At 69.0% G+C, this 24,236-nt stretch carries 6 protein-coding genes; 5 read left to right on the forward strand and 1 reads right to left on the reverse strand.

The window, feature by feature from the left end:
- Positions 1 to 618 precede the first annotated feature (618 nt).
- On the forward strand, positions 619 to 18,912 hold the full coding sequence (locus BJF87_RS22995) for an amino acid adenylation domain-containing protein (RefSeq protein WP_075863981.1): 18,294 nt from the start codon (positions 619 to 621) through the stop codon (positions 18,910 to 18,912).
- A gap of 101 nt (positions 18,913 to 19,013) precedes the next feature.
- Complete coding sequence (locus tag BJF87_RS23000; RefSeq protein WP_230461835.1) at positions 19,014 to 19,997, forward strand: hypothetical protein; 984 nt, start codon at positions 19,014 to 19,016, stop codon at positions 19,995 to 19,997.
- Between the two features lie 78 nt (positions 19,998 to 20,075).
- On the opposite strand, the gene BJF87_RS23005 is transcribed toward BJF87_RS23000, so the two are convergent.
- Positions 20,076 to 20,717 carry a TetR/AcrR family transcriptional regulator gene (locus tag BJF87_RS23005; protein ID WP_006358639.1) on the reverse strand — a complete coding sequence of 214 codons (642 nt, stop codon included), beginning with the start codon at positions 20,715 to 20,717 and terminating at the stop codon, positions 20,076 to 20,078.
- Positions 20,718 to 20,936: 219 nt separating this feature from the next.
- Between BJF87_RS23005 and BJF87_RS23010 the strand changes: the two genes are divergently transcribed.
- The 3 genes from BJF87_RS23010 (at position 20,937) to BJF87_RS23020 (ending at position 24,207) form a co-directional block, all read left to right on the forward strand.
- The gene (locus tag BJF87_RS23010) at positions 20,937 to 22,493 is read left to right on the forward strand and encodes an amino acid permease (protein WP_075863982.1); all 1,557 of its coding nucleotides are present in this window, start codon (positions 20,937 to 20,939) and stop codon (positions 22,491 to 22,493) included.
- Between the two features lie 167 nt (positions 22,494 to 22,660).
- Positions 22,661 to 23,509 (forward strand): urea amidolyase associated protein UAAP1, encoded by an 849-nt coding sequence (locus BJF87_RS23015; RefSeq protein ID WP_006358637.1) that lies wholly within the window; start codon positions 22,661 to 22,663, stop codon positions 23,507 to 23,509.
- A 29-nt stretch (positions 23,510 to 23,538) separates the two neighbouring features.
- Positions 23,539 to 24,207, forward strand: a complete 669-nt coding sequence (locus BJF87_RS23020) for an urea amidolyase associated protein UAAP2 (RefSeq protein ID WP_006358636.1) — start codon at positions 23,539 to 23,541, stop codon at positions 24,205 to 24,207.
- Positions 24,208 to 24,236: the final 29 nt, after the last annotated feature.

Here is a 24,236-nt window from a genome sequence, read left to right on the forward strand (position 1 = left end):
CATGCCAGGGCAATTGCTTGACTCGGTGTCGTTTCCTGAAACGACAACCCCCGAATCGAGACCAACTGTGCTGATTTGGAATGAAGGTGTAGCTTCAATATCGAAATGATCACGGCGCCGTTAGCAGAATTCTCCATACCCTTTAGCTACGCAATCTAAAGAAATCGCGATTTGAGCCCTATGGGCGATTTGTGGCAATTATCCAAGTCGGGTTGCCACTCGAAATCGATACCCCTGCAGGCAGATTCAGTACCATACCTGGTCGGATGTGAATCTGGATCCGAATCTGCTTCTGTCGCGCGCGATATGCAGAGGTGTCCGGGAAAAACACCCGGTCCGGAGAATGTCATCCGATCGGACCAATCGGCGGATGTCATCATTCCGAGACCTTTCTCTCCTGGGTCGTATGACCGATCTAGCTTCTCGGAAATCGTTGTGGCGGAAAGTTTCGCGAGAGTACGGTCAGTTCTTGTCGGCGGGGCGACAACTATCCAGGGGGGCTGCATTGCCCATTCTCGCTTCAGGCGCGAGACGGGCAATTTGTGGTCTGACGATTCCGCCCGGGCTGTGCCCCCAGGCTCGGCGGGTGCAGTCGATGAGGACGCATGGGGAGGCCGCGTGACCATCTCAGAGAAGAACTTCGAGTCAACCTTCGACGATGACTCGGGTGCTCGGTCACGGGTCGGCACCTTGCCGCTGTCCGCGGCGCAGCGGGGCATCTGGTTCGCGCAGCACGTGGCGGGTGACCTGCCGATCTCGGTGGCGCAGTACGTGGAGATCGAAGGCGAACTCGACACCGACGTGCTGGAGGACGCCGCACGGACGACCGGAACAGAGTTCGGTTCCGGATACCTGCGGCTGATCGAGGTCGACGGCGAGCCGCGACAGTACGTCGACGAGGCGTACGGGGCCCCGGTGTACACCCTTGATCTGCGTGAAGAGCCCGACCCGGTCGGGACCGCGCATCGTCTGATGTCCGAGGACTATTCGCGGCCGCTGGATCTCCTCGTGGACCACCTCATGACTAGCGTCGTCTATCGGGTCGGGACGAACCACTACTTCTGGTATCTGCGTGCACACCACATCGCTCTCGACGGATTCGGTGCGGTCACGATGGTCCGGCGGATCACCGAGCGGTACAACGCCGGCATCCACGGTGAGGAGCCGCCACCCTGCAAGGCAAGCGATCTCGCCGACATCATCGAGCAGGACGCGTCCTATCCCGGGTCGACCCGCTACGAGAACGACCGGAAGTACTGGAGCGAACACCTCGAAGGTGCCCCGCCGGTGGTCAGTCTCGCCGGCCGACTCGGTAAGCCCACGCTGCACCCGACCCTCGTGAGCACGCCGCTGCCGGAGGAGACCGCGCGTCTCCTCGACGACGCGTCGCACGACGGTGGGGTCACCCCGGTGATCGTCGCCGCCTTCGCCGTCTACCTCGCCCGGATGACCGGAAGTCCCGAGGTCCTCCTGAGCCTGCCGGTCTCGGGGCGGCATTCGGCAGTCCTGCGACGCTCCGGCGGCATGGTCGCGAACGTCGTGCCTTTGCGGGTCCCGGTCGCGGGCTGCACGCTCGACGAGGTCGTCACCGCCGTGAAGGGGGAGCTGCTGAGCGCACTCCGGCGGCAGCGCTACCGCCAAGAAGACATCTTCCGCGACATGGGGATCGCGCGCGACGAGGCGTCGTCGTTCGGTCCGGCCGTCAACCTGATGATGATCGACAGCGAGGTCGTGTTCGGCGACGTGGCGGGTCGCCTGCACGTGCTGACGTCCGGCCCGACCTCCGACCTCTTCGTCAACATCTATCCCGGTGCGGGTCACGACAGCACGCACATCGACTTCCAGGGCAATCCGAACGTCTACACGCCCGCCGAGCTCGCCGACCATCACCGTCGGTTCCTGATGTTCCTGCACGAGTTCCTCGAAGGCGCGTCGGACGACCAGGTGGGCCTGCTCGAGCTGCTCGACGAGCACGAGCGTGACGCGCTCCTGCCCGTGCGCGGTTCGGAAGATGTTGCGCCGCAGCTTCTCCCGGACATCCTCGCCGACAGTGTGGCGCGTAACGGCGACCACGTCGCGATCGCGTCGGACGGCCGCCGGCTGACCTACCGGGAACTCGACGCCGTGTCGTCCCGGATGGCGCGCCGCCTGATCGACATGGGCTGCGGGCCGGACACGTCGGTCGCGATTCTTCTCAGACGGTCTGCCGAGTCCGTCGCCGCCGCGTGGGCGGTTGCGAAGTCCGGGGCTGCCATCGTTCAGGTGGACCCGGACTACCCACGCAAGCGTATCGAGCACATCGTCGCCGACAGCGGCGCCGAAGTGGCCATCACAGGCGACGAATTCACCGACCGGCTCCCAGAGTCGATGCCCACGGTGATCGTCGACGGCGAGGGCGGTCTCGGGGAGGGGGCCGCCCTCGCCCCGGACGAAGTGATCGGGGACCGCGACCGCATCCGTCCGCTGCGTGCGGACAACGTCGCGTACATCACCTACACCTCCGGATCGACCGGTGTGCCGAAGGGCGTCCAGGTCACGCACAACGGCCTCGCGAACCTCATCTCCGACCGATCCGAGGTCTACGGCCTGGACTCGGGATCACGGGTGTCCTATGCCCTTTCCCCGAGTTTCGACGCGTCGATGGAACAGCTGCTGACCTGCTTCGCGAACGGGTCCGCGTTGATCGTCGTGCCGCCGGACGTGATCGGCGGGGAGCGCCTCACCCGCCTGCTGGCCGACGAGGGTGTCACCCACCTGACGCTGACGCCGGCGATGCTGGCCACCGTCGAGCCGGAAGCCCTGACCGACCTGCGGGCCGTCATGGTCGGCGGCGACAAGACCGCGCCGCGCATCGTCGAACGCTGGACGCGGTGTGCGCGGATGATCAACGAGTACGGGCCGACCGAGGCGACCATCACCGCGGCGAGCAGTGTCATCGACCCGGCCGAGGACCTGACGGTCGGCCGTCCGGTGCGCGGTGCGTCGATGATGATCCTCGACCCCGCGCTGCAGCCGGTCCCGATGGGTACCGCAGGCGAGCTGTATCTGGCGGGGCCGGGTCTCGCGCGCGGTTACGCGAATCTGTTCGCGCAGACCGCGGGCCGGTTCGTCGCCAACCCCCACGGCGAGCCCGGCGAACGGATGTACCGCACCGGCGATCTCGCCCGCTGGGTCGGCAGTCCGGCCGCGCTGTCGTTGGAACTGTTGGGTCGCACCGACTTCCAGCTGAAGATCCGTGGCTACCGGATCGAGCCCGGCGAGATCGACGCGGCTCTCGTCGGCCACCCCGACGTAGAGGCGTCGATCACCGTGCCGGTTCGCAACAACGCCGGCGCGACGGTGCTCGCGTCGTACGTGTCGCCCGTCCGCGACCATCGGATCGATGTCTCCGAGCTGAGTCGGTTCGCCCGCGAATCGCTTCCGCCGCACATGGTCCCGGCGGTGATCACCACGCTCGACGCGTTGCCGCTCAACGCGTTCGGCAAGGTCGACCGGAAGGCGTTGCCTGCTCCGGTCTTCGCGGCCGCCCGCACCGGACGGCCACCGTCGACGCCCGGGGAATACCGGCTGGCACAGCTGTTCGCCGAGGTCCTCGGTGTCGACGAGGTCGGTGCCGACGACAGCTTCTTCGTCCTCGGCGGCGACAGCATCTCCTCGATCGAACTCGTGGGCCGGGCCAAGGCCGCCGGGCTGGCGTTCTCGACCCAGGACGTGTTCGAGTGCAAGACCGTCGCGGCTCTCGCGGTACGGGCGACCGACGCGTCGGCCGACGACACCCTTCGGGAACTCCCCGGCGCAGGCGTGGGTTCGTTCCCGCTGGCGCCGATCATGCACGCGATGCTCGAGCGGGGACACATCGACCGTTTCGCACAGGCCGCGCTGATCGAGCTCCCCGACGATCTCCGGCGACCCGACCTCGTGCGCGCTCTCGGCGCTCTCGTCGACCGCCACGACATCTTGCGCGCGGTCCTGCGCGACCACGCCGGCGAGGGGTTCGTCGAGGTCCGGGAGCACGGGTCGGTCGACGTCGAGGAGACGCTGACCGAGGTGTGGCTGGAGCGTCGCGACGCCGACGAGATCGACCGGGAACTACAAGCGGCCGCCGATCTGCTGGACCCGCGCGCCGGGTTGCTGACGCGATTCGTCTGGCTGCGCGACCGCGACGGCTCGAAGCCGGACCTGCTGTGGCTGGTCATCCACCACCTCGCTGTCGACGGCGTGTCGTGGCGCATCCTGCTGAGCGACCTCGCGGTCGCCCACGGTCAGATCGCCGCGGGCGGCGAACCACAGCTCAGCACGCCGACGACCTCCGTGCGTCGCTGGGTCCACGGCCTGGTCGAGCGGTCCTCCGGCCGTACCGCCGCCGAGCTCGACCTCTGGTCGAACACCCTCGCGGCCGGCGACCGCCCGCTCGGGGACCGCGCACTCCAACCCGACCGGGACGTCACCGCCACCGCGGGACGCGTGCGGATGCGCATCCCCGCCGACGTCACCGAGACGATCGTCACGACCATCCCCGGCCGGTTCCACGGCAGCCCCAACGACCCGCTGCTCGCGGCGCTGGGACTCGCGCTCGCCCGCTGGCGCTCGTTGCACGGCGAGGCTCTGGGCGGCGAACTGATCGCACTCGAAGGACACGGCCGTGAGGAGTCGGCCGTCCCCGGCGCCGATCTGACCGGGACGGTCGGCTGGTTCACCTCGCGGTTCCCCGTCCGGCTCGACCTGGACGACCTCGACCTCGACGACGCCTTCGCCGGCGGGACGGCCGCCGGTACGGCGATCAAGCGGGTCAAGGAGTCCCTGCGCGCGGTGCCCGACAACGGCATCGGCTACGGCATGGTGCGGCACCTGGACCCGGTCGGTTGCAACGCACTCCAGAACCGTCCCGAACCGCAGATCAGCTTCAACTACCTGGGCCGCGCGGGCACCCGCGACGTCTTCGGGCCGTGGACGCCGTCGCGTGAATTCGACGCGCTGGCCGGCACCGCCGACCCGTGGATGGCCCTCCCGGCGATCCTGGACATCAACGCGATCGCCGAGCCGGGTTCGGACGGCCTCGAACTCGACGCGGTGTGGGAGTTCGCCTCGCTGGTGCTCGACCGCGCCGCGGTCGAAGAACTGTCGCAGTTGTGGGTGCAGGCACTCGAGGCACTCGCCCGCCATGCCCGGGCCGACGACGCCGGCGGGTACACCCCGTCGGACTTCCCGCTCGTCGAGACCACGCAAAACGAGATCGACGGCTGGCTGCGCGATCACCCCTCGATGGTCGACGTCTGGCCGCTGACGGCACTGCAGGCCGGGCTCCTGTTCCACGCCACCTACGACGGTATCGACACCAACGCCGCCGGCGGTGTCAGCGGCGCGGACGGCTACGTCGTGCAGGCCGAACTGACCCTCGGCGGATCGCTGCGGCCGGAGCGGATGCGGCGCGCCGCACAGGCGCTCATCGACCGTCACGACAGCCTGCGCGTCGCCTTCGTCGAGACCGCCGCCGGTCCGCGCCAGCTCCTGCTGCATGACGTGGCCGTCGACTGGACGGACTCCGACCTCACCGGCATCGCCGATCCCGGGGAGCGGCACCGCGAACTGCGTCGGCTGATCACCGAGTCGGCGACCCCCTTCGACCTGACACGGCCACCGCTGATGCGGTTCCACCTCATCCGGGTCGACGACGACGAGTTCATGCTCCTGCTGACCAATCACCACATCGTGCTCGACGGCTGGTCGATGCCGCTGGTCGTCCAGGAGTTGCTGGCGCTCTACATCACCGACTCGACGGACGGCGCCGCGGTCGGGCTGCCCACACCGCGGTCCTTCCGGGACTACCTGCAGTGGCTGGATTCCCAGGATCACGCGGCGACGGTCGAGGCCTGGGAGGAGATGCTGGCCGACATCGAGAGCCCGACGCGACTGACCGGCAATCCGGAGCGGGTCGCCACCGCCGAGGTCGCACAGGTCGACCTCGACCTCGATGCCGCAACCACCGACGCGGTGCTCGGACTCGGTCGCGCCCACGGCGTCACCCCCAACACCGCCATCCAGGTGGCCTGGGCGCTGCTGCTCTCCGCCATGACCGGTCGGTCGGACGTGGTGTTCGGCAACACGGTCTCCGATCGTCCGGCCCACATCGCGGGGATCGAGCGGATGATCGGCCTGTTCATCAACACCCTGCCGGTGCGGGTCCGGCTCGATCCCGACGAGACCGTCACCGAGCTGCTCACGCGGGCGCAGGCCGAACAGGCCGCCATGCTCGATCACCGCAACATCGGCCTCGCCGAGCTCCAGCGGGCCGCGGGGATGGCCGACATCTTCGACACCGCTACGGTTCTGGAGTCCTATCCCATCGACGCCGAAGGTGTGGCGGGTGCGCTCGCGGATGCCGGGCTGCAGTGGAAGGGCGTCGTCGCTCACGATGCGACGCCGTATCCGGTCAGCCTCCAGGTCACGCCGCCGCGGCCGTCGCGGGCCGGAAGCGAGCCGGGGCAGTACGAGCTGATCCTGAAGTACGCCTCCGATCGTCTCGACGCGCAGTCCGCAGGGCTGTTGCTCGAGCGCTTCGTCATGCTGCTGGGTCAGATCGCGGCGGACCCGGGCCGGAAGGTCGCGACGGTCTCTCCGTGCTGGGACACCGAATGGGCGGAGTTGGCCCGCGTCGAGGGGCCGCCGGCCATGACACCGCGGACACTCCGGGGCATCCTGTCCGACACCGCGCGCCGCCACCCCGACATGCCGGCCGTGCGTTCGAGAGAGAACACGCTGACGTACCGGGAGCTCGACCGACGGGCCGATCGTGTCGCCCGTGAACTCATGCGCCGCGGCGCCGGACCCGAGGGTTTCGTCGCGCTGGCGCTCCCGCGGTCGGTCGAGTTGATCGTTGCCATGTGGGCGGTGGCCAAGTCGGGCGCGGCCTTCGTCGCCCTCGATCCCGGCAACCCCGCATACCGCCTGGCCGAGTTGCTGGCCGATTCTCACTGCACGCTCGGCATCACGGTCGAGGAGGTCACGAAGAACCTCCCGGATTCCGTGGACTGGCTCGTCCTCGACGCCGCCGGCCGGTCGGATGACGAAGGGGCGAAGGCGGAGTGGTCGACGACCCCGGTGGAGGCCGACAGCAGTGCGTACCTGATCTTCACCTCCGGGTCGACCGGGCGGCCGAAGGCGGTCCACATCGCCCATCGGGGGCTGCGGGACCGGGTCACCGCACTCGCCGACTATTTCGGTGTACTGCCAGGTTCGGCAGTCCTGCAGGTGGCCTCCCCGGGTTTCGACGCCTGCGTCTCCGAGGTCCTGCTCGCCCATGGCAACGGGGCCTGCCTGGTGGTGGCGCCCCAGGATGTCTACGGCGGCGTCGATCTCGAGGAACTGGTTCGGGCCGAACAGATCTCGCACGCGATCATCACGCCGACCGCCCTCAACACGATGGACCCCGCACGGGTGCCGTCGCTGGCGACGATCGCGGTGGTCGGCGAGGCCACCGGCGCGGACATCGTGAACCGCTGGGCACCCGGCCGCCGGTTGATGAACCATTACGGACCCACCGAGACCACCATCTGGGCCACCGCGGCCGACGATCTGCAGCCCGGGGAGCCGGTGACCATCGGCGAACCGGTCCGCGGAGTGTCCGCGGTGGTGCTCGACGCGTGGCTGCGTCCGGTTCCGGTCGGCGTGGCCGGCGAACTGTACCTGGGCGGACCGGGTCTGGCCCGCGGGTACTTCGGCCGCCCCGGCCTCACCGCATCCCGGTTCGTCGCCGATCCGCGGTCGGCGACCGGCGAACGCATCTACCGCACCGGTGACCAGGTGCGGTGGATCCGCGGGCGCGACGGACTCGAACTGGACTACCTGGGACGCAACGACCAGCAGGTCAAGATCCACGGACTGCGGATCGAAACCGGGGACATCGACGCCCATCTCGCGCGGCACGACGCCGTGGCGCAGACCGCCACCCTGGTCCAGCCGGGCCCGACCGGCCAGCCGGTCATCGTGTCCTACGTCGTCGGTACGCCGGGGGAGCAGCTCGACGTCACCGCGTTACGAGCGGATCTCGCGGAATCGCTGCCGCGCTACATGGTTCCGACCGCCATTCTCGAGCTACCGGCGATGCCGGTGACCCGCACCGGCAAGGTCGACCGGAAGGCCCTCCCCGCGTGGGACTTCCGCGCCGAGAGTGCCGGCGGCCGAGCGCCGTCGACACCCACCGAGGAGCTCATCGCACGACTCTTCGCCGAGGCACTGAACCTCGAGACGGTGACCGCCGACGACAACTTCTTCGCCCTCGGCGGCGACTCCATCGTCTCGATGCAACTGGTGGCCCTGGCCAAGTCGGCCGGACTGGACATCACCGGCCGCCAGGTCTTCGAGGCCAAGACGGTCGCCGCGCTGGCAGCGCTGGTGGACCCGGACAGCGCCGGACATGACGACGCCGGCCGGCCGGTCGCCGCGGTGGGGTCCCGTCTCGACGATCACGATGTGCTCTCCGCCGGCGACTTCGCTGACGTGTGCGACTCGGATGCGGAGCTCCTCCATCACCGCTACCCGGAACTGTCGGAGATCTGGCCGCTGTCGCCGACGCAGTCCGGCATCCACTTCCACTCCACGCTCGACCCGGACACGGCGGACAACTACACCGTGCAGTCGACGATCCGGTTGTCCGGGTACCTCGACGGGTCGCGGCTGCGTCGAGCCGCGCAGGCACTGGTCGACCGGCACGACATCCTGCGTGCGGGTTTCGTCGAGACCTCCCGTGGCCCACGCCAGGTCGTGGTCGGCCACGCCGAGGTCGCCTTCCGCGAGATCGACCTGTCCGACCGGCCCGCCGACCGGGCCGGGGAGGAGGCCGAGCGCATCGCCGTGGAGGACGCGGATGCAGGCTTCGACCTGAGCATCCCGTCGCTCATCCGGTTCACCCTCATCCGTCTCGACGCCGAGGCGTTCGAACTGCACATCACCAATCACCACGTGATCCTCGACGGCTGGTCGATGCCGCTGCTCATCGGCGAACTCCTCGAGTTCTACGGCGAGCCGGAGCGGATCGAGCACGCCGGGTCCGCGCCCTCGTACCGCGACTACCTGCGCTGGCTGGCCCGGCAGGACCACGAGGCGTCCATCGCCGCATGGACTCGGGCCTACGCCGACGTCGAGGGAGCCACCCGCGTCAGCCGGCGCGACCCGGCGATGTCGGGTGATCTGGCCGGCGAGGTCGGCGCGGAGCTGCCCGCCCAGGAGTTCCTGCGGTTGCGTTCCGTGGCAGCCGATTCCGCGGTGACCGTCGGCACCGCGGTGTCGACGGCGTGGGCACTCGTCCTGCGTGTGCTGACCGGCGAGACCGACGTGATCCTCGGCTCGGCCGTCGCCGGACGACCGCCGGAACTGCCGGGCGTCGAGCAGGCCCTCGGCATGTTCCTGAACACCGTCCCGGTCCGGGTCCGGCTCGATCCCGCGGCGTCGTTGCGCGACCTGCTGGTCGGTGCCCAGGACAGCAACGCCGAACTGCTCGACCATCACTACGTGGGACTCCCGGCCATCCACCGGGCGGTGGGGCACTCGGAGATGTTCGACACCGCGCTCGCCTTCCAGTCCTTCCCGCTTCGCGAGTCGACCCTGCAGGAGCTCGTGTCCTCGGCGGGACTCCGCGTCGACGGGATCACCGGCGTCGATGCCACCCCGTATCCGCTGAGTCTCGTCGTCGCACCGAAGAACGATGTGGGAGAGGGGGAGCCGGGTCTGTCGATCACGTTGCGCTTCCGCCGCAGCGACTACGACCCCACCCGGGCGCGGGAGATCCTCGACCTCTTCGTCGAGTGCCTGGCCCGGATCGCCGACGACCCGGACACCCGCCTGGGTGTGCTCGCGCACGGCGGTGGCGAACTGGATCTGCCTGCGTCACCGCGGAATCTCCGGCCGGCGACGCTGCCCGACATCCTCGCCGCATCCGTTGCCCGCCAACCGAACGCCATCGCGGTGACGTGTGGCGCGTCGGTGTCGTACCGCTGGCTCGACGAGCGGTCGAACCGAATGGCCAGACTCCTCCTGCGCCGGGGAGTCGGATCACAAGATGTGGTCGCCAGTGTGTTGCCGAGATCGCTCGACGCGGTCGTCGCCATCTGGGCGGTGGCCAAGACGGGCGCGGCATTCCTGCCGGTGGACCCGACCCTGCCTGCTGAACGGATCGGATACCTGCTCTCCGATGCCGATGTCAGGCTGGGTCTCACGCACGCCGGGACCGCTACCCTGGACGGTCCCGGCGTGCCCCCCGGCATCGAGTGGCTCGAACTCGACGACGAACGGCACCCGTGCCTGCTCGACGCCGAATCGGACGCACCGATCACCGACGCGGAGCGCGGTGGTCCGATCCGGATCGGTCAGACGGCCTACGTGATCTACACCTCCGGTTCGACCGGGATGCCGAAGGGTGTGCTGATCAGCCACCGCGGTCTCGCCCGGCTCGTCGAGGCGCAGCACCGCGTCCTGTTCGCCGACGACACCGCGAGTGTTCTCCAGGTGGCCTCGCCGAGCTTCGATGCCTCGGTGTTCGAGCTGCTGATGGCCCACGGTGCCGGCGGACGCCTGGTGGTCTCACCACCCGACGTGTACGGCGGCCCCGAGCTGGCCGAACTGATCCGCCGCGAACACGTGACGCACGCGGTGGTGACGCCGTCGGCTCTGTCGACCGTGCCCGAGGCGGATCTCGACACGCTGCGCGTGCTCGCACCCGCCGGTGAGGCGGTCGGCCCGGAGCTGGTCGCCCGGTGGGCGCCGGGACGCAAGATGATCAACATCTACGGTCCCACCGAGATCACCATCTGGGCCACGGCGAGCGAACCGCTCGATACGCACGGCCCGGTGACCATCGGCCGCGCGATCGGACCGGTCGCCGGTGCCGTGCTCGACACGTGGCTGCGCCCGGTACCCCAGGGTGTCGTCGGCGAGCTCTACCTCTTCGGGCCCGGACTGGCCGACGGCTACGTCGGGAAGCCGACGACGACTGCGGCCAGGTTCGTCGCCTGCCCGTTCGGTGACACCGGCGAGCGGATGTACCGCACCGGCGACCTGGTCCGGCGAACCGTCGACGATCAGCTGGAGTACCTGGGACGCAACGATTTCCAGGTCAAGATCCGCGGCACCCGGATCGAGATCGGCGAGATCGACGCGGCTCTCGGCGGCCGGTCCGACGTCGCCTACGCGGTCACCGTCGCCCGCAGCGACAACGGGATGCCGCAGATGCTGGTGTCCTACGTGGTGGCCGCGCCGGACGAGGAACTGTCCGGCGACGAACTGCGGGATTTCCTGTCGCAGAGTCTGCCGGCGTACATGGTCCCGGCCGCGGTCGTCGTACTCGATGAGGTCCCGCGGACCCCGACCGGCAAGCTGGACCGGGGTCGGCTGCCCGAACCCGCGTTCGCGGCAACCGAATTCCGGGCACCGTCGAATCCCGCGGAGTCCGCGGTGGCCACCGCCTTCGAAGAGGTGCTGGAGATCGACCGGGTCGGTGCCGACGACGACTTCTTCGCCCTCGGCGGCGATTCGCTGAGCGCGTCGGTGGTGGCGGCGCGGGTGGGTGCGGCGCTGGGAGTCCGTGTCCCGGTGCGTACCCTGTTCGAGGCCCCCACCGTGTCGGCCCTGGCCGCCCTGGCCGGATCGCTGCAGGAAGGACAGCGTGCCCCGCTGATCCCCGGTCCGCGACCGGAGCGGATTCCGCTGTCGCTCGCACAGCAGCGCATGTGGTTCCTCAACCGCATGGAGCCGGAGTCGCCCGCCTACAACATCCCGGTGCTGCTGAAGCTGACCGGACGCCTCGACATCGCGGCGCTGGAGGACGCGCTCGCCGACGTGATCGGCCGCCACGAGGTGTTGCGGACGATCTACCCCGACGACGCCGGTGAACCGCACCAGGTGGTGTTGGACCACGTCGCGGCCGCCGTCGAGGTGCGGTACGTGCCCGAGAGTGCGGTCGAAGAAGTGGTGACCGAGTTCGTGCGTCGCGGCTTCGACGTGACCACCAGGGTGCCGATCCGGGTGGGCCTCCTGCGTATCGACGAGCCCGGCAAGGCTGTCGGAGGCCGGTTGCACCAGGCCGGAGAGTTCCTGCTGGTCCTCGTCGTCCACCACATCGCGGGTGACGGGCAGTCCATGGCGCCGCTGGCACGAGATGTCATGGTCGCCTACGCGGCCCGGCTCGAAGGCCAGGAACCCGCCTGGGAACCGCTCGAGGTCCAGTACGCCGATTACGCGCTGTGGCAGCGGCGGGTCCTCGGGGAGCCCGACGATCCGCAGTCCCTCATGCACGCCCAGCTGGACTACTGGCGGTCGACGCTGGCGGAGATCCCGGATGTGCTGGATCTGCCCACCGACCGTCCGCGGCCCGCGGTCGCGAGCCTGTCCGGCGGTCACGTCCCGGTGGAGATCGACGCGCGACTGCACAACCGCCTCGTGGAACTCGCACGGTCGCGGAACGCGTCTTTGTTCATGGTCCTGCACGCCGCGCTCGCAACGCTTCTCGGCCGCTTGAGTGGTGGTGACGACATCGTCATCGGCACCCCGGTCGCCGGTCGTGGTGAGCCCGGACTCGAACCGCTGGTCGGGATGTTCGTGAACACTCTCGCCCTCCGCACGCCGCTCGACCGTGAGCAGTCCTTCGTCGACCTGCTGGGTCAGGTCAGGGACACCGACCTGCACGCCTATGAGCACGGTGACGTCCCGTTCGAGCGGATCGTCGAAGAACTGAATCCCCAGCGCTCGACGGCGCACCATCCGCTGTTCCAGGTGGCGCTGGCCTTCCAGAACCTCTCGAAGGTCGACGTCGCGCTACCCGAGGTGACCGTGTCCCGCGCGCAGGCCGACACCGGTGTCTGCCAGTTCGACCTGCAACTCGTGGTCGCCGACTCCTACGGCGAGAACGGTGCCGCCAAGGGCATCTCCGGCGCGATGATGTTCGCGAACGACCTCTTCGACCCCGAGACGGTCCAGGGCTTCGTCAAGCGACTGTGCCGGGTGCTGGAAGCGATCGTCGACGATCCGGACGCCCCCGTCGGCGAGATCGACTGGCTCGACGCCGCGGAACGTACCGACCTGCTGTCCCGCGTCGGCCGCCCGCGGCTCGCCGCCGAGGGACCGCCGCCGGTGCTCCTGCCGGAGGTCTTCGCCGCCGCCGTCCGCCGCAACCCGCGCGGTCCCGCGATCGTTGCCGGCGGAGTCGAGTTGACCTACACCGAACTCGACCGTCGCTCGAATCGCCTGGCGCGCCACCTCATCCGACTGGGTGCGGCGCCGGAACGGCCGGTCGCCGTCGCGGTCGAGAGGTCCCTGGACTCCGTGGTCGCCTGGTGGGCCGTGGTCAAGTCCGGTGCCGCCTACGTGCCGGTCGACCCGCACTACCCGACTGCCCGCATCGACCAGATGGTCACCGATTCCGGTGCGTCGCTGGGCATCACGACGCTCGGCGCACGCGCGGGACTCCCCGGGACCATCGACTGGGTCGTCGTCGACGATCCGGCCGACGCCGCGCGCATCGACGCGCTCGACGACGGCGAGGTCGGGCAGGCCGATCGCATCCGGCCGGTACGTGCGGAGAACACGGCCTGGGTCGTCTTCACCTCCGGATCGACCGGTGTGCCCAAGGGAGTCGCGGTCAGCCACGCCGGGGTCGCCGACTACCTGTCCTCGCTGTTCGTCGATCCCGAGAGCGGTCCCACCTCCCGGGTCCTGCATTTCGCGTCGCCGTCCTTCGACGCCTCCCTGCTCGAGATCCTGCTGTCGATCAGTTCGTCCTCGGCGCTCGTGGTGGCGCCCACCGACGTCCGCGGCGGCAACGAGCTCGGCGACTTCCTCCGCGATCAGCGCGTCACCCACGCGTTCGTGACGCCCGCCGCCCTGGCGTCGGTCGATCCCGAGGGCCTCGACGACCTGCGCGAGGTGATGTCCGGCGGCGACGAGGTGCCGACGGATCTGATCACCCGCTGGGTGGGCGACGATCCGGCCCGTGCCCGCCGGTTCCGCGTGCTGTACGGCCCCACCGAGACCACGATCGTCGCGACCGCGACCGAACCGCTGAACGCGGGGGAGCGCTCGACGATCGGCACGCCGTTGGCCGGGATGCAGGCACTGGTCCTGGATCCGCGGATGCAGCCCGTGCCGGTCGGCGTGGCCGGCGAGCTCTACCTGGCCGGTCCGGCACTGGCCCGGGGCTACCTGAACCGCCCCGGTGTCTCCGCGTCGCGGTACGTGGCCCATCCCTTCGGCGAGCCCGGCGACCGGATGTACCGTACCGGCGATGTCGTCCGCTGGAATGCGGAAGGATCGCTGGAGTTCCTGGGACGCAACGACTTCCAGGTGAAGATTCACGGTTTCCGGGTGGAGCTCGGCGAGATCGACTCGGCACTGGGTGAGCATCCCGGGGTGTCGTTCGCGGTCACGGTGCCGCGGCGCGACAGCGGGGTCGGCATGCGCCTGGTCTCCTACGTCGTGCCCGCTCCCGGTGAGGTCATCTCGGGGGAGAAGCTGCGTGCGCTTCTCCTGGACTCGCTGCCGCCCTACATGGTCCCGGCCGCGGTCATGGTGCTCGACGAGATCCCGCTGACGCCGAGCGGCAAACTCGACCGCAAGGCCCTCCCCGCACCCCTCATCGCGACCCGTCGCTTCCGCGCCCCGGCGTCCCCGGTGGAGGAGATCGTGGCGGGTGTCTTCGCCGATGTCCTCGGGATCGAGGGCGGCGTCGGTGCCGACGACGACTTCTTCGATCTCGGCGGCAACAGCCTCGCCGCGACCCGCGTCGTGTCGAGGATCGGCGCGGCCCTGGGCACCAACGTCGGAGTGTCGATGATCTTCGAGGCGTCGACGGTGTCGAAGCTGGCGGTCCGAGCCGAATCCCACACGGCCATCGGCCGGATCCCGCTGGGATCGCTGGATCGGCCGGACCGCATCCCGCTCTCGTACGCGCAGCAGCGGATGTGGTTCCTCAGCCGGATCGAGCCCGACTCGCCGGCGTACAGCATCCCGATCGTCGTCCGGCTGTCCGGGCACCTGGACGTCGACGCCCTTCAGGCGGCGATCGGCGACGTGGTCGCCCGCCACGAGATCCTGCGCACGGTCTACCCGTACATGGATGCCGAACCGACACAGGTGATCCTGCCGCCGGCCACCGACCGCGTGCCCGTGGTCGTCGCCTCGGTGCCCGAATCGGAGTTGCCGCGGGCGATGTCGCAGCTGCTGGCCCAGCCCTTCGACGTCACGTCGGAGGTCCCGGTGCGGATCAGGCTGTTCTCGCCCGGCGACGACGAGTGGGTGCTCGCGGTGGTCATCCACCACATCGGTGCCGACGGTTCCTCGTTGACGCCCCTCGCCCGGGACCTGATGAACGCGTACGCGGCACGCTCCAACGGTGACGAACCCGGCTGGGAACCGCTGCCGGTGCAGTACGCGGACTACGCGATCTGGCAGCGTGTGGTCCTCGGTGCCACCGACGACCCCGACTCGCTGCTCCGCGCCCAGATCGACTACTGGACAAAGCAACTGGCAGACGCGCCAGCCCTGCTCGAACTGCCCGCCGACCGTCCGCGGCCGCCGACGCAGTCCTACACCGGTGGCAACGTCCCGCTGACGGTGGACGCCGGCCTGCACGCTGCTCTGCAGCAGGTCGCCCGTGCACACAACACGACGCTGTTCATGGTCTTCCATGCGGCGCTGGCCGCACTGCTGGCGCGACTCGCGGCGACCGACGACGTGGCGATCGGCACCCCGTACGCCGGTCGCGGCGAACGCGAACTCGACGACCTGATCGGCATGTTCGTCAACACGCTCGTCCTCCGCACTCAACTGCGCCAGGACATGACCCTGCGCGAGCTGATCGACGACGTGCGGGACACCGATCTGGCGGCCTTCGGGCACGCGGACGTCCCGTTCGAACGACTTGTGCAGGAACTCAATCCGGTTCGGTCCGACGCCTACAACCCGCTGTTCCAGGTGATGCTGGCGTTCCAGAACATCTCTTCGGCGGACATCGAACTGCCGGAGCTGTCGGTGTCCGCCGTCGAGCCAGACACCGGGATGTCCCTGTTCGACCTGCAGGTCACGGTGTCGGACACCTACGACGCGAGCGGAGCGCCGGCCGGACTCCGCGGCGGGATCACCTTCGCCACCGACCTGTTCGACGCGTCGACGGTCGCCGGCTTCGGCGAACGCCTGGTGCGGATGCTCAGCGCGCTCGCCGAGGATCCCGCACGGCTGGTCCACGAGGTCGACCTCCTCGACGACACCGAACGCGATGCGGTCCTGCTGCGGTGCAACGAGACCGCGCACGCCGTCGACTCCACCGCCACACTCGCGTCGCTCTTCGCCGACTCCGCGGCCCGGTTCGCCGACAGCCCGGCGATCACGGCCGGCGACGTCACCCTGACCTACGCGGAGTTCGGCGGCCGCGTCAACCGGCTGGCGAGGTGGCTCGTCTCCCGCGGGGTCGGACCCGATTCCCTGGTGGCGCTGCGGATGCGGCGTTCGCTGGACCAGGTCACCGCGATGTACGCGGTGCACGCCGCCGGTGGCGCGTACGTGCCGATCGATCCCGGTCACCCGGTCGAGCGGATCGACTACATGCTCGAGTGCGCCGATCCGGTCGTGGTCCTCACCTCGCTCGACGGTGTCGATCTCGAGGGCTTCGACGATGCGCCGCTGACCGACGCTGACCGGCACGGTCCGCTCACCCCGGCGAATCTCGCCTACGTCCTGTTCACCTCCGGGTCCACCGGTAGGCCGAAGGGCGTTGCGGTATCGCACCGCTCGGTGGTGAACCAGGTGCTCTGGATCAGCGACGAATACGACCTGAACATCGCGGACGTCGTTCTCCAGAAGACCCCGGCCACCTTCGACGTCTCGGTGTGGGAGCTCTTCGCCACTCTCGCGGTGGGGGCGCGGCTGGTGATCGCACGGTCGGACGGTCATACCGACCCCGACTACCTGACCGACACGATCGCCCGGGAACGCGTGACCATCACCTCGTTCGTTCCGTCGATGCTCGCGGTGTTCGCCGACTCCGCGAGAACTGTTGCGCTGGACTCGCTGCGGGCACTACTCGTGGCGGGTGAGGCGTTCGGCCCGGACGTCGTGGCCGCGGCGCGACGGATGCTGCCGGGGGTGGAGCTGCACAACCTCTACGGTCCGACGGAGTTCACGGTGCACGCCACCGCGTATGCAGCCCATCCCGGTGACACCGGTGCCGTGCCGATGGGCCGGCCGGTGTGGAACGCCCGTGCCTACGTGCTCGATTCGAGGCTGCGGCCCGTGCCCATGGGGGTGACCGGCGATCTGTACCTGTCGGGGACCCAGGTGGCCCGCGGTTACCACGGCCGCCCCGGCCTGACCGCGGAACGGTTCGTGGCCGACCCGTTCGCGCCGGGCGAGCGGATGTACCGAACCGGCGACCTCGTTCGTCGACGCCCGACCGGCGACCTGGAGTACCTGGGCCGCAGCGACTTCCAGGTCAAACTGCGCGGTCTGCGCATCGAACTCGGTGAGATAGAGGCGGTGTTCGCCGAACACCCGAAGGTGGCCCGCGCGGTCGCCACGGTCACCTCGACCGAGACTGTCGAGTTCCTCGCGGTCTACCTCGTGCCGGCGAGCGGAGACGCCGAATCGCTGGACACCGACGAGGTGATGGCCTTCGCGTCGACGGAGCTGCCGGGCTACATGATGCCGACCGCCGTGCTGGTGCTGGAGACGGTGCCGCTGACCGCGTCGGGCAAGCTCGACCGCAAGCGACTGCCCAAGCCGACGTTGAACACCGCGGAGTTCCGCGAACCGTCCACGTGGCTGGAAGGTGAGATCGTCCGCACCTTCGAACACGTCCTGGGCGTGCAGCGGGTGGGTGTCGACGACGACTTCTACGAACTCGGCGGCAACTCGCTGAGGTCGGTGCAGGTGGTCAACGATCTGAAGAGCGAACTGCACATGGACATCCCGGTCCGGTGGATGCTCTCCGCCTCGAGCCCGGCCGATCTGGCCCGGCGGATCGAGGACTGGATGGGCAACGGCGAGGGCGCCGACGAATCCATGGAGTTCGACGCCTTGCCGCCGCTCGGTCTCGACGTCCTGCTGCCCATCCGGCCGGGTGGGGAGAAGCCGCCGCTGTTCTGCGTCCATCCCGCATCCGGTCTCTCGTGGGCCTACCACACCCTCGGCCGGCACCTCGCGTCCGGACGGCCGGTATACGGCCTGCAGGCACCGCAGATCGGTGGCGAGAACGATGGTCCCACAACGGTGTCGGGTCTCGCACGTCGCTACTTCGACGAGATCCGGACCGTGCAGCCGCACGGGCCGTACCACCTGATGGGGTGGTCGCTCGGCGGCACGATCGCTCATGCGGTGGCCGCCGAGATGCGGGCCGCCGGGGAAGAGGTCGCGTTGCTCGCGATGCTCGACACCGAGGCCGACGCCGTCGACACCGACGCGATCCAGACGATCACGGCCGGTGAACTGATCAGCAACCTCGGACCGGTCCTCGGCATCGACTTCGTCAGCGCCGACGCGACCGCGGAAGAGGCGGCCGAACAGATCGCCGAGCGTCTCGGGACCGGGCTCGGCATCGATGCCGACTCCATCGAGAACCTCACCGAGGCATACAACATGCTGATCCGGGCACTGGGTGACTGGCAGCCACCCGTCGTCGACGTCGACCTGCGGTACTTCACCGCGGTTCGCGATCGGCGAGCGGATGCGGTCGGCCACGACGGGTGGGCACCCTATGTCCGCGGCGACATCTCGAATGTCGACGTCGACGTGCACCACCTCGGAATGACCGAGAACGAGGCGATCATCCGGATCGCCGGGATTCTCGACGAGTACATGACTCGCGCAAACGGTCACGAAGCCGGCCGTTCCGGGTCTAGCGTTTTCAACAATGGGAGATTCACCATCAAGAAATGAGGTAGTCCATGAGCAGGTCAGGGACTTCGACCGAGCTACGCCGAACGCGCTTCCAGGGCTTGCGTGTTCGACGCCCAGCGGTCGCGATGTTGGGGTGTGCGATGGCCGCGTCGTTCGCGGTTACCGTGCCCGCCCACGCCGCCACCCCGGCGGCCGGCCCGCCGACACCGGGGATCGCGACGGTGGGGATCCCCACGATGGCGCTTCCGGCGGGGGCATTGCCGGACCTCCGCCCGGTGTCCCAGGTGGTGGTGTCCACTTCCGTTGGGCCCAAACAGGAATCGGTGGTGACATCGACCTGGCCGCGGGTCAGCGCGGGGGACAACACGATCCACCCGACGCCCCTGGGGCCCGCCCGTCGGGTCGCCGACCAGACCGCCGCGGCCGGCGACGTCGTGCGGATCGGAAACCTCGAACTCCGCCGCCCGCGCGCCGTGTCTCCGCAACTCGCCTCGGACATCAGCGCTGGGTCCGGTGAACTCGTCGCTGGGATCTCCGATGTTCTTCGGAGTAACGGGGTTTCGACCGCCCGCGCCGACAAGGTCGCCGAACAGATGGTCGGGGACGCCGCGGTCGGCGGCGTGATCGGCGCCGGGGTGGCGGCTCCGCTCGCCCTCGCCGTCGGCGGTGTCGTCGGTGGTGGGCTCGGGCTTCTCCTCACGCTTCCGCTCTGGCCCACCGGTCTGGTGTTCGGGCCGCTCATCGGAACAGCCGTGGTCGCGACTCTCGTAGCGCTCCCGGCCGTCGCGGCCGGTGTCGCCATCGGCGCGGCGCACGGCTACGACAAGGGATGGAAGGTGCCGCTCAACCGCAAGCCGGCCAAGCGGCCCCAGCCGACGACGGCCTCGCTCGATCGGGCCCCGGCGCTGGTGGCGCCATCGGTACCGGCGACCTCCATCAAGCGGCTGACCCCGATGCCCGCCGTCAAGCAGGTGGCCTCGGCGCCCGTGGTGAAGCGCGTGACGCCGACACCGGCGGTGAAGCAGATCGCGCCGTCGGCGCCCGCCCGTCGTGATGCGTTGCCGTGCACGTGGGCACGGATTGCCGAGGTCGCACTACAGGGAGGTGCCATCGGCAGCTGCTGAGCGCACGCGAGAGATCGGCCCTGACGCAGTCGCGGACTGCGTCAGGGCCGATCTCTGCTCTGGCTGCTTTCGTTCTCGCTAAGGCCGATGCTCGATCAGCATCCGGACCGCGCCGACGATCGTGTCGACGAGACCCTCGGCGGTGTGGCCGCCGAGTTCGCCGCGCTGTTCGTCGGCGCGCATCATGATGACCGACTCGACGAGGCGGAAGGGCAGCAGACAGCGCTTGTCTGCCGGATCGCCCAGCACCGCCGAGGTAAGGGCCGCGTAGGCGGCCGCGAGTTCCTGTCGCGCGGAGCGAAATTCAACGAAGCGCGGTTCCCCGACCTCGGGCAGCAGGTAGAGCGCCCCGAGGTTCCAGCGTGCGCGGGCGAGCTGTTCCACGTCGTAGCGGGCCAGGGTGAGCAGTCGCTCCAGCGCCGGTCCGTCGGCATCGAGCAGCGTGCGGGCCTGCTCGACCGAGCCGACGACCGTGGTCTCCAAGAGGTGCGCCAGGATGTCGTCCTTGGTGCTGAAGTGGTGGTACATCGAGGCCTGCCTGATGCCCACCGCCTCGGCGATCATCCGGGTCGACGTCCCGGTGTATCCGTGGCGGGTGAAGAGCTCGGCCGCGGCGTCGAGGATCTCGTCGCGAGCGGTCTCGCCCCGGCGCCTCGACGGCACCAGGCGTGGGCGCCCGGGGCTGCCGGACGTGGTGGCCGTGCGCGTGCCGGTCGCCATGATTCCTCCTGCGTTGGTGGATGTTCTCGACCTAGTTGACCATGCTCGAGAGTCCCCGGATGGCCGTGCGATCCCGCGACCTGCGCCGATTAACGCAGTCGTTACCGACGTTTTCGCAGACGGAACAGAACGGTCAATCGAAAGAAACGTGCGTTCGCTTATCTGTCACCTGACAGATAAGCGCTCAACGAGGAGCTCCTCGAGAAGAAAGAACGCATCATGACCTCAACCCCGGAAAAGACCGTCGCGCAACCGGTCACCGCCCCGGCCGGTGACTTCGACGCCGACGACCTCTCCGATCTCGGTTACGACCAGCAGCTGCACCGGTCGCTCGGCAAGTTCGCCTCCTTCGCGGCCGGCTTCTCCTTCGTCTCGATCCTGACCACGGTCTTCCAGTTCTTCGGCCTGGGTTTCGGGTTCGGCGGCCCGGCCTTCTTCTGGACGTGGCCGATCGTCTACGCGGGTCAGTTCCTGGTGGCTCTGTGCTTCGCCGAAATCGCTGCGCGCTATCCGATCTCGGGTGCGATCTACCAGTGGTCGCGCCGCATGGGTGGTGAGGTCATCGGCTGGTTCGGCGGCTGGTTCATGATGATCGCGCAGGTCGTCACGGCGGCCGCGGCGGCCATCGCCCTCCAGGTGGTGCTGCCGTCGGTGTGGATGGGCTTCCAGATCGTCGGCGACGATCCCACGCTCACCAGCACCAGCGGGGCGTCGAATGCGGTCCTGTTGGGTTCGATCCTGCTGGTGATCGTCACCGCCATCAACTGTGTCGGCGTCACCTGGATGAGCCGCGTCAACAGCATCGGCGTGGTCTGCGAACTCGTCGGCGTGATCGCGGTGATCCTGGCGCTGTTCACCCACGCCCAGCGCGGTCCGGGTGTCGTCTTCGACACCGGCGTCCCCGGTCAGCAGCCCGGTTACATCTGGGCGTTCATCGTCTCGGGGCTGATGGCCGCCTACGTGATGGTCGGATTCGGCTCGGCCGGTGAACTCGCCGAGGAGACCCGCGACCCGCGCCGCGTCGCACCGCGCACCATCCGGATGGCACTGACGGTCTCGGCCATCGGCGGCGGCCTGATGCTGCTGGGCGCGCTCATGGCCGCGCCGACGCTCAGCGAGGAACTCGCCATCGGCGGCCTGCCCTACGTGCTGGACTCGGTGCTCGGAAGCTTCTGGGGCAAGGTCCTGCTCTGCGACGTCGCGGTGGCGATCTTCATCTGCACCCTCGCCATCCAGACCGCATGCTCCCGCCTGATGTTCTCGATGGCACGCGACGGCCGGCTCCCGTTCTCGAAGCAACTGGCACACGTCAATTCGCGGACGGGCACCCCGATCGCGCCATCGATCCTCATCGGCGTGCTCTGCATCGGCGTCCTGGTGGTCAACGTTGGCAACTCCGCGATCTTCGCGACGCTCGCCAGCGTGTGCATCATCCTGATCTACCTGATCTACCTGGCCTACCTCGCCGTCACCGGTCCGATGCTCTACCGCCGGTTCCAGGGCTGGCCGCACACCGGCGGTGTCGACGCCGGCGGCCGGAAACTGTTCAGCCTCGGCCGCTTCGGGATCGTGGTGAACCTCCTCGCCGTGCTCTACGGGGCACTGATGGTCGTCAACCTCGCCTGGCCACGTGCCGAGGTCTTCGATCCCGCCGGCGACATGCCGATCCTGCGCTGGGCCGGACCGATCGTCATCGCGGTGACCGTCCTCGCCGGCATCGCGTGCTTCCCTCGCGGCAAGGAACATCCGAAGCCCGTCGACCCCGCCAAGTCCTGACTCGGGCCGAGGGTTGCGCCCACCCTTGCTGCCTGAGGTGCGAGGAGCGCAAGCCGCCGGGCTGAGTAAGCGACGAAGGAGCGCATCGAAGTCGACGAGCCACGAAGGCCCGGTGACCCGAGCTCCACAAACCCCGACCACACCCACATTCCGAGGAGACATCCGACATGACCATCACCGCCACCGGCACCGGGACCACCGCGGGAGCCCGCGAACACGCCCGGTCGCAGGCCGGTCGCATCACCGACAGCATGCCGGTCGTCCCGGCGTCGAACTGGCCGAACCCGCCCGCCGATGTGGATCCCGCTTCCCTCACCTGGGCCGAGACCGTGCCCGGGGGGAGGTACACGAGCAAGGTCCTGGCCCGCGGCACGCGGCTGAGGCTGCACGACGTCGCCGGCTCGGCCTGCGCACACATCCTGCTGTGGCGCGCCGACGCACCGTGGGAGCGGCTCAATGCGGCCGACACCGTGAAGGTTCCGTGGCAGGCCTACCTCGGTTCCGGGCATCCGCTGCTCAGTGACCAGGGACGCGTCCTGGCAACGATCGTCGCCGACGGTTCCGGGCACCACGACGCACTCTGCGGCACCACGACTCTCGCGGCCAACACCGCGAAACACGGGGACGGGAAGGTGCATTCGGCCAGCCCGGCGGGCCGTGAGATGTTCACCCTCGCCGCCGCGAAGCACGGCTTGACCCCGACCGACGTCGCCCCCTCGGTGTCGTTCTTCCACGGTGTGAAGGTCGACGACGACGGGTCGTTGCGCTCCACCGGTTCCGCGGGAGCCGACACATCGGTCGACCTGATCCTGCACCTGCCGTGTGTCGTGGCGATCGCGAACACAGCACATCCCGTCGATCCGTCGCCGACGTTCGACACCACCTCGCTCGAGGTGCTCGCGTGGAAGGCCCAGCCCGATCTCGACGCTCTGCTGGCCGGTGTCGCGGACACCGATCCCGAGTACCAGCGTGCCGTCGCCAACTCCGAAGACGTCTGGGCCGCAGCTCATTTCTGAGCTGCCCAATCTGAGAGAGGACACCACTCGTGACCACCACCATCGATCTCACCGCGGCACCCGCGGCCGATCTCGCCCTCGCTGACGGCACGGTCGTCGACGACGCCATCGTGGGCGAACGCGGCCCCTGGTCGGGCGTCGTCGCCGCCGGCGACATACTCACCATCGTCGACCTCCACGGCAATCAGGCCGTCGACACCCTCTTCTACGGGGCGGCCGATCACGCCAAGCGCTACTCGGCGCAGGCCACGATCGCCGCGCAGGGCAACATCTTCCTGACCACCGGCACCGTCATCCGCGACCAGGAGAGCGAACCGCTGATGACGATCGTCGCCGACGAGGTCGGCAACCACGACACCGTGGGCGGCGCCTGCTCGCAGGAATCCAACACCCTCCGCTACGGCCACCACACCAGGCATCAGCACGCGTGCGTCGAGAACTTCCTGATCGAGGGCAGCCGCCACGGACTCGGCAAGGCCGATCTGGTCGGCAACGTCAACTTCTTCATGAATGTGCCGGTCGATCCCGACGGCTCCCTCGGCATCGTCGACGGCCTGTCGGCCCCGGGCAAGCGCCTGGCACTCCGGGCCGAGGTCGACACCCTGGTGCTGATCTCCAACTGCCCGCAGATCAACAACCCCTGCAACGGATTCGATCCGACCGCGGTCCGCGTCATCGTGACCCGGCCCGTGGTCTGACGGCCAGTCGCGTCGATTTCCGCACCGCA

Source organism: Gordonia sp. CNJ-863 (assembly GCF_001942325.1).
GTDB classification, from domain to species: Bacteria; Actinomycetota; Actinomycetes; order Mycobacteriales; family Mycobacteriaceae; genus Gordonia; species Gordonia alkanivorans.